Origin of the sequence: Novosphingobium bradum, assembly GCF_042646485.1 — a bacterium.
In the GTDB taxonomy this organism is placed as follows: Bacteria; Pseudomonadota; Alphaproteobacteria; order Sphingomonadales; family Sphingomonadaceae; genus Novosphingobium; species Novosphingobium bradum.
Genome location: NZ_JBHRTQ010000007.1, coordinates 788,125 through 801,110, shown reverse-complemented (window position 1 = coordinate 801,110; position 12,986 = coordinate 788,125). Strand labels below are relative to the sequence as shown.

Here is a 12,986-nt window from a genome sequence, read left to right as displayed (position 1 = left end):
CTGATGTGGGCTTGCGCGCCGGGCTTGTAAACCGGCCCTTCAATCGCGCCCGAAACGGGCCAGCGCGGCCAGCGCCCTGAGCGCGAGCACCGGACTGTCGGGCCACAGCCGCACCAGGGGCAGGGCGAGGCCGAGCAGGGGCACCACGTCCGGCCCGTGGGGCAGCCGCTCGGCCGCCTGGTCAAGCCGCGCCACCAGCGCCACCGGCACCCGCTGAGCCACCGGATAGCGCAGCAGGCCGACATTGCGAACTTCCAGAAGGCCGGCAATCGCCGGGGCCGGGCTGGCCAGCAGGTGGCCGCCCTCCACCACGAGCGCCACGCCATCGTCGCCCACCAGCGTGGCGCCGCGATCGATCAGGGCCAGGGCCAGGCTCGACTTGCCGCTGCCCGGCGCCCCCTCGATCAGCAGCGCGCGGCCTTCGATCGCCACGCAACTGGCCTGGTGCAGCATCATTCGGCCTCCGGAAGTTCGATGACCAGGCAGGCGCCCGGCTTGCCATCGGGCCGGTCCTGCGCGGTGAGCGTGCCATCGTGGGCCTGGACGATGGTTCGGGCAATGGCGAGGCCAAGCCCGCTGTGGCTCCCGAAATCCTCGCCTTCCGGGCGCACCGAGTGGAACCGCTCGAACACCTTGTGCCGTTCTTCCGGGGCGATGCCCGGCCCTTCGTCGCACACCGAAACCCGCACCCGCCCCCCGGCGCTGCTGGTGGCGAGAACGATTTCCCCGCCGGGGGGCGAGAACGAGGCGGCATTGTCGAGCAGGTTGACCAGCACCCGCTCGAGCCGTGCCGGATCGCCCAGCGCCCGGCAGCGCTGGCCATCGTGGCGCAGCTCCAGCCGGGCCGGTTCATCAACTCCGCGCTCGGCCCGGCTGCGGGCCAGAGCCTGGGTGAGGGCGATGAGATCGACCGGCTCGAACCGGGTGCGTGAGAGTTCGGCATCGATCCGGCTGGCATCGGCGATCTCGGTCACCAGCCGGTCGATCCGGCGCACGTCGTGGGCGGCGATGCGGATCAGCTCCGCGCGCAGGGCCGGGTCCTCCACCTTGTCCAGGGTATCGACCGCGCTGCGAAGGCTCGCGAGCGGGTTCTTGATCTCGTGGGCCACATCGGCGGCAAAGCTTTCCACCGCGTCGATCCGCTGGCGCAGGGCCGCGCTCATGTCGGAGACGGCGCGGGCGAGCAGGCCGATCTCGTCGCCGCGCTCGGGCAGGCGGGGGACCACCACCTCGCGCTCGCGCCCCAGGCGCACGCGCTGGGCGGCGCGGCTCAGCAATTGCAGCGGCTGGACGATGGTGCGCGCCAGGAACAGCGAGAGCTGGATCGAGATGACCAGCGCGATGCCAACGATGATCGCCAGGGTTTGCCGGGCATAGCGCACCTTTTCCACGATATCGCGGGCGTTGCGGGTGGTGAGCAGAACCTCGCCGCGCTCGCCATAGGGCACGGCGGCGGTGATCACCGGGGTGCGGTCGGGCGCGGCGCGCAGCCGCACCGCCGCCTCGCCGGTCTCGCGCGCCTCGCGGATTTCGGGCCAGGCATCGGCGGTGGCGATGGCCGGCTCGACATAGTCGGGCGGGGCTGCGGCGCCCGACAGGCGGTCCATCGCGGCATCGAGCCCGCGAGCGACCTGCATGGTCCACGGCTCCTTGGCCGGATCGGCAAAGGTGAAGGCCGGCTCGTCGGCGATGACGAAGGAATCGGCCAGTTGCCGGCCCCGGGCATCGTAGACCCGCAGGCGCAGCACCTGCTCGCTGCCGATCCGCGCGATCAGCGGCTTGCGTTCGCTGCGCGGAGTTTCCGCCAGGGCATCGGCCACGATCAACGCCTCCGAGCGGGCCAGCTTGAAGCGTTCGGCGATCAGCTGCTTGCGGTAGGTATCAAGGTAGATCACGCTGGCGCCCATCAGCCCGAGCACGATCAGGTTGACCGCAAGGATGCGGCTGGTCAGCGAAAACCGCCGGGTCCAGAACAGCCGCCCCGGGGCGCCCTGGGCCGGACCCTCAACCATCGGCAAAGGAATAGCCCGCGCCATAGAGCGTCTCGATCCCCGAGAACTGCGGATCGGCCTCGCGGAACTTGCGCCGCAGCCGCTTGATGTGGCTGTCGATCGTGCGATCGTCGACGAAGACATCGTCGCTGTAGGCCGCATCCATCAGCTGGTTGCGGCTTTTGACCACGCCCGGCCTGGTCGCCAAGGCTTCGAGGATGAGGAACTCGGTGACGGTGAGCGCCACGGGCCGGTCGTCCCACAGCACCTGGTGGCGCAGCGGGTCCATGACCAGCCGGCCACGGCGGACCACCTGGCTTTCGGCCTCGCTCGCCTCGTCCCGGGGCTTGCCGGGCAATTCGGTGCGGCGCAGGATCGCGCGGATGCGGGCGACCAGCAGGCGCTGGCTGAACGGCTTGGCGATATAATCGTCGGCGCCCAGCGCGAGCCCGCGCGCCTCGTCGATCTCCTCGTCCTTGGAGGTGAGGAAGATCACCGGCAGCCGGCTTTTCTCGCGCAGCGCCTGAAGCAGGGCGAAGCCATCCATCCGCGGCATCTTGATGTCGAAGATGGCCAGGTCTGGCGGATTCTCCAGCAGGCTCTTCAGCGCGGTCTGCCCGTCGGTGTAGAGCCGGGTGGCGAAGCCTTCGGCCTGGAGCGCGATCGAGACCGTGGTGAGGATGTTGCGGTCATCGTCGACCAGCGCGATCGTGTGCTGGCGCGCCTCGCCCGATGGCGGGGCATCTGCCGGATGGTAGTGGGCATCGTGGCTTGGGGCCATGGCGGACAACTTCTCGATCGGCCGATTTGCGGGTGGGCCGCGCGCGGTAAAAATAGGCTGGTGGCGTGGCTTAGCCGGGCGGCGCGCCCTGTTGCAACCGTGCTGCACTCCTGCGCGGAACCGCCTGATGGATTTGACGCTTCTTCACCGCTGGACTATGCGCGGCCCCGAATCTCGCATACCTATGCACCGATCGGACAACGGGCTTTGCCCGGCGCTCGTTCGGCCCCGCGCCACCGGCCTCAGCGCCACCGATCCAACGTGGAGATGACATTGACCTCTGCCCTTTCCTTCCCGCTCGATAAGCAAGGCATTTCCACCCACGCGACGATCTTCGCCAACCTCGGCACCGCGCCGCTGGTCGAACACGCTGTTCGCAACGGGGAAGGGCAGTTGGCCAAGGACGGCCCGTTCGTCGTCGCCACCGGCCAGCACACCGGCCGCTCGGCCAAGGACAAGTTCATCGTCCGCGATTCGGTGACCGAGGACACCATCTGGTGGGGCAAGACCAACGTTCCCATGACCCCGGAGCACTTCGCCAACCTCAAGGCCGATTTCCTCGCCGCCCTGGGCCAGAAGGACAAGCTCTACGTGGCCGACCTGTTCGGCGGCTCGCAGGTCGATCACCGCGTGAACGTGCGCGTGATCAACGAATTCGCCTGGCACAACCTGTTCATCCGCACCCTGCTGGTGCGTCCCACGGCCGATGATCTCAACGGCTTCATCCCCGAATACACCATCATCGACCTGCCCAGCTTCCGCGCCGATCCCGAGCGCCACGGTTCGCGCAGCGAAACGGTCATCGCGGTCAACTTCTCGGAGAAGCTGATCCTGATCGGCGGCACCGCCTATGCCGGCGAGATGAAGAAGTCGGTCTTCGGCATCCTGAACTACCTCCTGCCGGTCAAGGGCGTGATGCCGATGCACTGTTCGGCCAACATCGGCCCCGATGGCAAGACCGCGGTGTTCTTCGGCCTTTCCGGCACCGGCAAGACCACGCTCTCGGCCGATGCCAGCCGCACGCTGATCGGCGATGACGAGCATGGTTGGTCGGATACCGCCGTGTTCAACTTCGAGGGCGGCTGCTACGCCAAGATGATCCGCCTCTCGGCCGAGGCCGAGCCTGAGATCTTCGCCACCACCAAGCGCTTCGGCACGGTGCTGGAGAACGTGGTGATCGACGCCGAAACGCGCGAGATCGACTTGGATGATGCCACCCTGGCTGAAAACAGCCGCGGGTCTTACCCGATCGACTTCATCCCGAACTGCTCCGAGCAGAACCTCGGGCCGGTCCCGGCGAACCTGATCTTCCTCACCGCCGATGCTTATGGCGTGCTGCCCCCGATCGCGCGGCTCACGCCGGAACAGGCGATGTATCACTTCCTCTCGGGCTATACCGCGCGTGTCGCCGGCACCGAGATCGGCGTGACCGAGCCGGAAGCCACCTTCTCCACCTGCTTCGGCGGCCCGTTCATGCCGCGCCACCCCTCGGTCTATGGCAACCTGCTCAAGGAGCGGATCGCCAAGGGCGGGGTGAAGTGCTGGCTGGTCAACACCGGCTGGTCGGGCGGCAAGGCCACGATGGAAGGGATCAAGCGGATGCCGATCAAGGCCACCCGCGCCCTGCTCAACGCCGCGCTCGACGGCAGCCTCAACGAGGCCGAATTCCGCAAGGACCCGAACTTCGGCTTCGAGGTTCCGGTCGCGGTCAACGGGGTGGACAGCAAGCTGCTCGATCCGCGCGGCGCCTGGGCCGATCCGGCCGCCTATGACAAGACCGCCGAGGAGCTGGTCCGCAAGTTCGTCGAGAACTTCGCCCAGTTCGAGGCCCATGTCGATGAAGGCGTCCGCCAGGCCGCCCCGGTGGTGACCGTCGCCGCCTGATCTTTTTTCGGAAGACCCGGGCCGTGGACCAGGCCCGGGCCTTCCGGGAAATGGTCTCCATCGAATTTACTTGCGTGAAGACCGGCCGGCAGAAACCCTGCGGGCCGGTCTTTTTCACGCAAGGATGTTGCCGATGAGCCTGCTCGATGGCCTGCTTGGCCAGGTTGCCCAGAATGTCGATGTCGCAGGCCTTGCCGCCAAGGTCGGGCTGGATCCGGCCATGGCCGAAAAGGCCATCGCCGCGCTGGGAGCGGCCCATGCCGCCCCGGAAGACACCATCGGCCTCGCCGCACAGAAGACCGGGCTAGATCCGGCGGTCCTTTCGCAGATCGTCGGCCAGATCGGCGGCGAAGGCTCACTTGGCCAGTTGTCCGGCCTGATCCAGGGCAATCCGGCGCTATCGGGCCTGGCCGGGATGCTCGACCGCAACGGCGACGGCAACCCGCTCGACGATCTGGCCGGGATGGCCAAGGGCTTGTTCGGCAAGGGCTGATCGCGTTAGGGGGCGGGCCATGCAGGAAACCGCCCTCTCGCTCGCCGTGCTCATGGTCATCGCCCTGCCGCTGGGCGCCCTGGCGTTGTGGCGCAGGGGCGGCTCGCGCAAGCAGGCGCTGCTGATGCTGGCGCTGGCCGCGATCCTGGCCGCCAATGTGGCAATCTGGGTGCTGCCCACCCGGGACGGCGCCAGCCTTTCGCAGCAAACCCCGCGCTGATCGCCGCCAGCGGACCTCACCCGAAATAGCCGGCCCGGCCGGCTGCTGCCCGCTTGGCGGATGCCGGTTTCAAATGTAACCTGATACCGGACGATCATGGCGGAGGATGCCGGTGCCCTACGATGCACACGACCAGGCGGTCATGGACCGGATCAACCGCTACATCGACGCGGCCAATGCCCAGTTTCCCGACCGGACCGTGGCCGAAAAGCTGGAATGGTGCTGGTCGCAGAACATCAAGGAGCGCGAGAGCGATTCCCGCAATACCGTTGGCCGGGACGCGGACTACTATTTCGCCTCCCGCCACGTCATCGCCGCCGACAGTTCGGCATTCGCCAAGGCCGCCCACTATGCCGGCGGCTTCGTGGCAACGGTCGGCTACATCGACCTCAAGCTCATCACGACCATTCCCGGGGTTGACCGGATTCCGGGCGTCGATACCTTGATGCGCACCGATCCCGACAAGCCCAATGCCCCGCCGGGCGGCCTGGAGTGGGAACTGCGCGGCGCCAACGACGGCTTCCGCGATACCGGGGCCAACCGGACCGACGTGATCAGGCACCTCTCGGGCGACGGCCCCGCCGCCATGCCGCCGCCGTCACCGGCGGCCGGGCCGGACATGAGCCTGCGCTGAGCCGACGTTCAGCGGATCGTGCACTCGGGGCTGAGCCGGAAGTCGAGATACTTGTCGACCGAGAGCATCATGTCATCGAGCTCGTTCTCGAAGAAATGGTTGGCGCGCGGGATCTCGTCGTGGTGGATGGTGATGTGCTTCTGGGTCCGCAGCTTGTCGACCAGCTTCTGCACCGAATTGGGCGTCACCACCGTATCGGCCGCGCCCTGGACGATGATGCCCGAGGCGGGGCAGGGCGCGAGGAAGCTGAAATCGTACATATTGGCCGGCGGGTTGACCGAGATGAACCCGCGGATCTCGGGGCGGCGCATCAGGAGCTGCATCCCGATCAGCGCGCCGAACGAATAGCCCGCGATCCAGGTCGTGCTGGCTTCGGGGTGGATCGACTGCACCCAATCGAGCGCGGCGGCGGCATCCGAAAGCTCGCCGATGCCGTTGTCGAAGCTGCCCTGGCTGCGGCCCACGCCGCGAAAGTTGAAGCGCAGGGTGGCAAAACCGCGCGCCACGAAGGTCTTGTAGAGCTGCATCGTGATGCGATCGTTCATCGTCCCGCCAGCCTGCGGGTGCGGATGCAGGATCATGGCGACGGGCGCGCGCGGGCGCGAAGCGGGCTGGAAACGCCCTTCCAGGCGGCCTTCGGGTCCGGGAAAGATGACAGATGGCATGGCTGGGCTGGTGCTCGCGAAGTTGAAGCCCTTCCGCTGCGTCCGCCTGCCTGTTTGCAGCCGGAGCGGTCGGGGCTGTGAATGGGAGGAGACCGCTATATAGAAAGCGCCGTCCCGAAAGCAACGCTTGCGCCATATGACCGTCATTTCCTCTGCCGCCATGCCGCTCTACCTCGATCACGCGGCCACCACGCCGCTGCTGGCCGAGGCGCGCGCGGCCCTGCTTGCCGGGTTTGACCGCTGGGCCAATCCGTCCAGCCCCCATGCCCCCGGCCGGGCGGCGCGGGCGCTGCTCGAAGATGCGCGCGGGCGGCTGAAGGCGGCGCTGGGCTGGGCCGGCGAGGTGGTGTTCACCTCGGGCGCGAGCGAGGCCTTGGCCCTGGCGATCCACGGCAGCGCGCTGCCGCTCGCCGCCGTATCCGCGGTGGAGCACGAGGCCGTGCTGCGCCATGCCGGCGCGGCGGCGCGCCTGCCGACCGACGCGTGCGGGCTGGTCCGCCCGGCCGATTGCGCCCTGGTGGGCCTCGTCGCGGTCCAGCAGGCCAACAACGAAACCGGAGTGCTCCAGCCGCTCCACGCCATTGCCGAGGCCGTGCGGGGCGCGGGTGGGCGGCTGCTGGCCGACTGCGCGCAAGGCGCGGGCAAGCTGGCCCTGCCGGATGCCGATCTCATCGCCCTGTCGGCCCACAAGTTCGGTGGCCCGGTCGGCGTGGGCGCGCTGCTGGTGCGCGATTGGGCCATGCTGCGGCCCACCGGCGGGCAGGAGCGCGGCTATCGCGGCGGCACGGAAAACCTGCCGGGCGTTCTCGCCATGGTGGCAGCGCTGGAAGCCGGGGCCGATTGGCTCGATCGGGCCGTGGCCCTGCGTGATCGGCTTGATGCGGGGCTGGTTGCCGCCGGGGGAGAAGTGATCGCGGGAGAAACCGCGCGGGTGCCCACCATCGGCGCCTATCGGATGCCCGGCCGCTCGGCCCGCGCCCAGCTGATCGGGTTCGACGCGCAGGGCATCGCTGTTTCGGCCGGCAGCGCCTGTTCCTCGGGCAGCCTGAAGACCAGCCATGTCCTGGCCGCCATGGGCCTGGAGCCGGCGGCGGCGGGCGAGGTCATCCGCGTCAGCCTGGGCCGGGAGACGAGCGCGGCCGATATCGACCGGTTCGTCGCCGCCTGGGCCGGAATGAAGGACCGCCGATGATCTACCTCGATTACCAGGCGACCACGCCGCTCGCGCCCGAAGCGCGCGAGGCCATGCTGCCGTGGCTGGCCGGGCCGGACAGTTCGGGCTTTGCCAATCCCCACAGCGCCCACCGTCCGGGCCGGCTCGCCGCGGCGGCGGTGGAGATCGCGCGCGAACAGGTCGCCGCCCTGCTGCCGCCGGGCGGGCGGGTGGTCTTCACCAGCGGGGCGACCGAGGCGCTCAACCTTGCCATCTTCGGCTCCGGCGCGACGCGGATCGCGGTGAGCGGGATCGAACACGCCGCCGTGCTGGAAACCGCCCGCGTGGCCGATCCCGGGCTTGCCGTGCTCCCGGTGGACGCGGCGGGGCTGGTCGATCCGGAGGTGCCCCTGCCCGAGGGGGCCGGGCTGGTCGCGGTGATGCAGGTCAACAACGAGATCGGCACGATCCAGCCGATCGCGCGCCTCGCCGCGCGCGCCCGGGCCGCGGGCGCGCTGTTCCTGTGCGATGCGGTGCAGGGCGCGGGCAAGCTGGCCGCGCCCGAAGGCGCGGACCTGATCGCGATTTCCGCCCACAAGCTCCATGGCCCCAAGGGGATCGGCGCGCTGTGGGTGCGCGATGGCGTCCGGCTTGCGCCGCAGGTCCATGGCGGCGGGCAGGAAGGCGGCCTGCGCTCGGGCACGCTCAGCCCTGCGCTGTGCGCCGGATTCGGGGCTGCGGCGAAACTGGCTGTCGCGCGTCGCGTGGTCGATGCCGCCCACGTGGAAGCGCTGTGGCACGCCGCCCGGGCCGGCTTGCCCGGCTTCATCCTCAATGGCGCCGCTGCCCCGCGCTGGCACGGCAATCTCAATGTGCGGCGCGATGGTCTTGATGTTGCCAGATTAATGTCGGATTTGCGGGATATGGCCTTTTCCGCCGGCTCGGCCTGTGCCAGTGGTTCGGGCAAGCCCAGCCATGTGCTGCGGGCAATCGGGCTCAGCGAAAAGGAAGCCCGAAGTTCGATCAGGCTCGGCTTCGGTCGCTACACGGGGATGGCTGAGGTGGCTGAGGCCTGCGCGCGGATTGTCGCGGCGGCTGAAGCGCAGTAGCCTGGTCCACGGGGAACGCACGCAGCATGGTATCGGTCTGTTTCATCACTCCTGAAGGCGAACGGATCAGCCGCGAGGCGGAATCCGGCGCGCGGCTGCTCGAAGTCGGCCAGGCCGCCGGCCTGCCGCTGGAAGGCACCTGCGAAGGCCAGATGGCCTGTTCCACCTGCCACGTCGTGATCGCCGCCCAGTGGTTCGATCGCCTCGCCCCCGCGTCCGAGGAGGAGGAGGATATGCTCGACCTGGCCGCCGGCGTCACTCGCACCAGCCGGCTGTCGTGCCAGATCGTGCTGGACGAGGCGCTTGACGGGATCGAGGTGCACATTCCCGGCGAAGCGCGGGATATGCAGCGCCGCTGACCGCGTTCCTATCCGCCCAGCGCGTCGATCAGGGCGCGGGACAAGGCGGGGATATCCGTTGAATCCCGGCTGGTGATCAGGTTTCCGTCGACCAGCACGCCCTCGTCGAACACCTGGGCTCCGGCGTTTTCCAGGTCGGAACGGATGGATGGCCAAGCGGTCACGCCCCGGCCTTCCACGATATCGGCCTCCGCCAGCAGGCTGGGGCCGTGGCAGATCGCAGCGATCGGCTTGTCGGCCGCGTCGAATTCCTCGATCAGGCAGAGCACCTCGTCCTCCAGCCGCAGGGCATCGGGGTTCATCTGCCCGCCCGGGAGCAGCAGCCCGTCGAAATCCTCGGCCTCCACTTCGCCAAGCGCGGCGTCGACCGCCACGCTCTGGCCCCAGTCATGATGGTGCCAGCCCCGAATCTTGCCTTGCTTGGGGCTGGCGACGACCGTTTCGATCCCGGCGGCCTCCAGGGCTTTTCTCGGCTCCAGCAATTCGCACTGCTCGAAGCCATCGGTGGCCAGGATCAACACGCGCCTGACCGTCCTGCATTCGTTCATTAGGTACTCCCGATGTCACGCCCCTGTGCCCAAATGAGCGGGGGATGGGGATAGTTCCCGGGATTCCCATCGGCCGCTGCCCTTGCTAGGGCTGCCCAACCATGCCGAGCCCAACGATCGATGAGCCCGATCCCTTCGACGCAATCGTCGATGCGCCGTTCGACAGCGCCCTGTCCGAGCGTTACCTGGTCTATGCCCTGTCAACGATTACAGCGCGGTCCCTGCCAGACCTGCGCGATGGTCTGAAGCCGGTCCACCGCCGCCTGTTGTGGGCCATGCGCCAGCTCAAGCTCGATCCCGCCGGCGCCTTCAAGAAATCGGCGCGCGTGGTCGGCGACGTGATCGGCAAGTATCACCCGCATGGCGATGCCAGCGTCTACGATGCGATGGTCCGCCTCGCCCAGGATTTCTCGCTGCGTTACCCGCTGGTCGAAGGCCAGGGCAATTTCGGCAACATCGACGGCGATAATGCCGCCGCCTACCGCTATACCGAAGCCCGCCTGACGAAGACCGCGATCCGCCTGATGGCCGGGCTTGATGAAGGCACGGTCGACTATATCCCCACCTACAACGGCGAGGAGGAAGAGCCGGAGATCTTCCCCGGCCTGTTCCCCAATCTCCTCGCCAATGGCGCCAGTGGCATCGCCGTGGGCATGGCCACCAACATTCCCAGCCACAACGTCGCGGAAATCGTCGACGCCACCCTGCTGCTGATCGACAATCCCCAGGTCGAACACGCGCAACTCATGGAGGTGTTCCACGGCCCCGACCTGCCCACCGGCGGCGTGGTGGTCGATAGCCCGGCCGCGATCAGCGCCGCCTACGAAACCGGCAAGGGCTCGATGCGGGTGCGCGGGCGCTTCTCCACCGGGCGCGACGATGGTGGCGAGTGGGAGGACAGCGGGATCGAGAAGCTGGGCAGCGGCCAGTGGCAACTGGTCGTCTCGGAAATCCCCTACCAGGTCCAGAAGGGCAAGCTGATCGAGCAGGTGGCCCAGCTCATCGCCGACCGCAAGCTGCCGATCCTCGAAGACGTGCGCGATGAAAGCGACGAGCAGCTGCGGATCGTCTTCGTGCCCAAAAGCCGCAACGTCGATCCCGAGCTGCTCAAGGAAAGCCTGTTCCGGCTGACCGATCTGGAAGTGCGCTTCGGGCTCAACCTCAACGTCCTCGATGCCCACCGCACCCCCGGCGTGCTCGGCCTCAAGCTGCTGCTCCAGGAATGGGTGATCGCCCAGATCGACATCCTGATCCGCCGCAGCCGCCACCGCCTCGAGAAGATTTCCGCCCGGCTCGAACTGCTCGAAGGCTACATCGTTGCCTTCCTCAACCTTGACCGGATCATCGAGATCATCCGCACCGAGGATGAGCCCAAGCCGATCATGATGGCCGAATTCGGCCTGACCGACCGCCAGGCCGAGGCCATCCTCAATATGCGCCTGCGCTCGTTGCGGAAGCTGGAGGAAATGGAGCTGCGCCAGGAGCGCGACGAGCTGCTGGCCGAGCAGGAGGAGCTCAACAAGCTGCTCGACAGCCCGGCCCGCCAGCGCACCCGGCTCAAGCGCGATCTCGCCGCCCTTCGCAAGGACTATGGCCCGGAAACCGCGCTTGGCCGCCGCCGCACCACCATCGCCGAAGCCGCGCCCACGCGCGAATTCTCGATGGACGCGATGATCGAGAAGGCTCCGGTCACGGTGATCCTCTCGGCGCGCGGCTGGATCAGGGGCGCCAGCGGCCACGAGCCGCTCGATCGCGAATACAAGTTCAAGGAAGGCGATGGCCCGGCCTTCGCGCTTCACGCGCAGACCACCGACAAGCTGCTGATCGCCTGCGACAATGGCCGGTTCTACACGCTGGGGGCCGACAAGCTGCCCTCGGCGCGCGGGTTTGGCGAGCCGATCCGCACCATGCTCGATATCGATGCCGAGGCGCAGATCGTCGCGCTGGTGGTTCACCGGGCCGGCGCGCAGCTGCTGCTGGCCAGCAATCTGGGGCGCGGGTTCGTCGCGGAATCGGCCGAACTTCTGGCCGAAACCCGCAAGGGCCGCGCCGTGATGACCACCAAGCCCGGCGTGCGCCTGTGCGTGGTGCGCGAGATCCCCGAAAGCCACGATCACATCGCCGTGGTGGGCGATAACCGCAAGCTGGTGGTGTTCAGCCTGTCCGAGATGCCGCTCCTCGCCAAGGGGCAGGGGGTCGCCCTCCAGCGCTACCGCGACGGCGGTATGGCCGATGCGACCACCTTCCGGCTGGATGAAGGCCTGTCGTGGAAGATGGGCGGCGAGACCGGGCGCACCCGCACCGAAAGCGATATGCGGCTGTGGAAGGTGGCGCGGGGCGCTGCCGGCCGGATGCCGCCCAACGGCTTCCCGCGCGACAACCGGTTCTGATCGCGGCGCGGCTCAGCTTTCGCCCGCCGCTCCGCTACCGTGACGCCCGGCGCCCTGATCCCCGTCACCTTGCGGGTGATGCGGCACCAGGATCAGGGTCTGCCCCTCCACCCGCCACGAGGCGAGGCGCGAGAGGAAGTTCATCCCCAGCACGCTGGTCCCCTCCATCCCGGGGGCGACCACGGCATCGAGATCACGCGCCACCACGTTGCCCAGGCTCAGTTCGCCGATCGTCACTACCTGCGCGGGCACGGTGCCGTTGGCCGTCCGCAGCAGCACCGGCTGGCGCAGCGCCTGCGGCTCCAGCCTGGCACTCTCGGCGATGGCCGGGCTGATCGCGGTCAGCGTTGCCCCGGTGTCCACCAGGAAGCGGTGCGGCACCCCGTTGACCCTGGCCTTGATCCAGAAATGCCCGTCACGCGCCAGCGGCACCCGGGTCTCGCTGCCGCTCACCGTCTGCTCGGGTTGGCCTAGTTGCGGCAGGCCCAGTTGCGGAAGGCTCAGCTCGCTGCCGTGGCCGATCCGCACCACCTGCATGATGGTCAGCATCAGCGCACCGAACAGGCCGACATGGCCGATCGCGCGCACCAGTCCGCCGAGCAGCGGCGAAAGGTGGCGCAGCAGTCCGCCCGCCAGCACCAGCGCCATCGCGCCAAGCGCGAGCGCCAGCAGCGGCTGGGCCAAAAGGGCGGAGAGGAGCGCAGCCAGGTCCATGGGCCAGGCCTTCTAGCACGCCAGGCCTTCTAGCACGAATGCCTT

At 68.4% G+C, this 12,986-nt stretch carries 14 protein-coding genes; 8 read left to right on the top strand and 6 right to left on the bottom strand.

What is annotated here, in order from left to right; all coding sequences use genetic code 11:
* Positions 1-39: 39 nt before the first annotated feature.
* From ACFOD9_RS09715 to ACFOD9_RS09705, 3 genes are read right to left on the bottom strand one after another with little or no spacing between them, the layout of a single operon-like run.
* A complete protein-coding gene (locus tag ACFOD9_RS09715; protein ID WP_379509883.1) occupies positions 40-456 on the bottom strand; it encodes an HPr kinase/phosphorylase in 417 nt (138 codons plus the stop codon).
* Positions 453-2,012 (bottom strand): sensor histidine kinase, encoded by a 1,560-nt coding sequence (locus ACFOD9_RS09710; protein ID WP_379509882.1) that lies wholly within the window; start codon positions 2,010-2,012, stop codon positions 453-455. The genes ACFOD9_RS09715 and ACFOD9_RS09710 overlap by 4 nt, the downstream gene beginning before the upstream one ends.
* Entirely contained in the window at positions 2,005-2,772 is a 768-nt protein-coding gene (locus tag ACFOD9_RS09705; protein ID WP_379509881.1) for a response regulator transcription factor, read from the bottom strand. Before ACFOD9_RS09705 ends, ACFOD9_RS09710 begins: the two co-directional genes overlap by 8 nt.
* 267 nt (positions 2,773-3,039) lie before the next feature.
* Between ACFOD9_RS09705 and ACFOD9_RS09700 the strand changes: the two genes are divergently transcribed.
* The 4 genes from ACFOD9_RS09700 to ACFOD9_RS09685 all read left to right on the top strand — a co-directional run bounded on the left by ACFOD9_RS09700 (position 3,040) and on the right by ACFOD9_RS09685 (position 6,003).
* Positions 3,040-4,656, top strand: coding sequence for a phosphoenolpyruvate carboxykinase (locus ACFOD9_RS09700; protein ID WP_379509880.1), 1,617 nt, complete (start codon positions 3,040-3,042; stop codon positions 4,654-4,656).
* 133 nt (positions 4,657-4,789) lie between these two features.
* On the top strand, positions 4,790-5,149 hold the full coding sequence (locus ACFOD9_RS09695; RefSeq protein WP_379509879.1) for a hypothetical protein: 360 nt from the start codon (positions 4,790-4,792) through the stop codon (positions 5,147-5,149).
* Between the two features lie 19 nt (positions 5,150-5,168).
* Complete coding sequence (locus ACFOD9_RS09690; protein ID WP_379509878.1) at positions 5,169-5,369, top strand: hypothetical protein; 201 nt, start codon at positions 5,169-5,171, stop codon at positions 5,367-5,369.
* A gap of 112 nt (positions 5,370-5,481) precedes the next feature.
* Positions 5,482-6,003 carry a hypothetical protein gene (locus ACFOD9_RS09685; protein ID WP_379509877.1) on the top strand — a complete coding sequence of 174 codons (522 nt, stop codon included), beginning with the start codon at positions 5,482-5,484 and terminating at the stop codon, positions 6,001-6,003.
* Between the two features lie 8 nt (positions 6,004-6,011).
* Here ACFOD9_RS09685 and ACFOD9_RS09680 read toward each other — a convergent pair whose 3' ends face one another.
* Positions 6,012-6,668: an alpha/beta hydrolase gene (locus tag ACFOD9_RS09680; RefSeq protein WP_379509876.1), complete on the bottom strand. Its 657-nt coding sequence runs from the start codon at positions 6,666-6,668 to the stop codon at positions 6,012-6,014.
* A 136-nt stretch (positions 6,669-6,804) separates the two neighbouring features.
* On the opposite strand from ACFOD9_RS09680, the gene ACFOD9_RS09675 reads away from it, so the two are divergent.
* Genes ACFOD9_RS09675 through ACFOD9_RS09665 form a run of 3 tightly spaced genes read left to right on the top strand, consistent with a single transcriptional unit; the run spans position 6,805 to position 9,289 of the window.
* Positions 6,805-7,860, top strand: a complete 1,056-nt coding sequence (locus ACFOD9_RS09675) for a cysteine desulfurase family protein (protein ID WP_379509875.1) — start codon at positions 6,805-6,807, stop codon at positions 7,858-7,860.
* The gene (locus ACFOD9_RS09670; protein WP_379509874.1) at positions 7,857-8,930 is read left to right on the top strand and encodes a cysteine desulfurase family protein; all 1,074 of its coding nucleotides are present in this window, start codon (positions 7,857-7,859) and stop codon (positions 8,928-8,930) included. The genes ACFOD9_RS09675 and ACFOD9_RS09670 overlap by 4 nt, the downstream gene beginning before the upstream one ends.
* A gap of 26 nt (positions 8,931-8,956) precedes the next feature.
* On the top strand, positions 8,957-9,289 hold the full coding sequence (locus tag ACFOD9_RS09665; protein ID WP_379509873.1) for a 2Fe-2S iron-sulfur cluster-binding protein: 333 nt from the start codon (positions 8,957-8,959) through the stop codon (positions 9,287-9,289).
* Between the two features lie 8 nt (positions 9,290-9,297).
* On the opposite strand, the gene ACFOD9_RS09660 is transcribed toward ACFOD9_RS09665, so the two are convergent.
* Positions 9,298-9,837 carry a type 1 glutamine amidotransferase domain-containing protein gene (locus ACFOD9_RS09660; RefSeq protein WP_379509872.1) on the bottom strand — a complete coding sequence of 180 codons (540 nt, stop codon included), beginning with the start codon at positions 9,835-9,837 and terminating at the stop codon, positions 9,298-9,300.
* 101 nt (positions 9,838-9,938) lie between these two features.
* Between ACFOD9_RS09660 and parC the strand changes: the two genes are divergently transcribed.
* Positions 9,939-12,227: a DNA topoisomerase IV subunit A gene (gene parC, locus ACFOD9_RS09655; RefSeq protein WP_379509871.1), complete on the top strand. Its 2,289-nt coding sequence runs from the start codon at positions 9,939-9,941 to the stop codon at positions 12,225-12,227.
* A gap of 12 nt (positions 12,228-12,239) precedes the next feature.
* Here the strand turns inward: parC and ACFOD9_RS09650 are convergent, their stop codons facing one another.
* Entirely contained in the window at positions 12,240-12,941 is a 702-nt protein-coding gene (locus tag ACFOD9_RS09650) for a retropepsin-like aspartic protease family protein (protein ID WP_379509870.1), read from the bottom strand.
* Positions 12,942-12,986 lie beyond the last annotated feature (45 nt).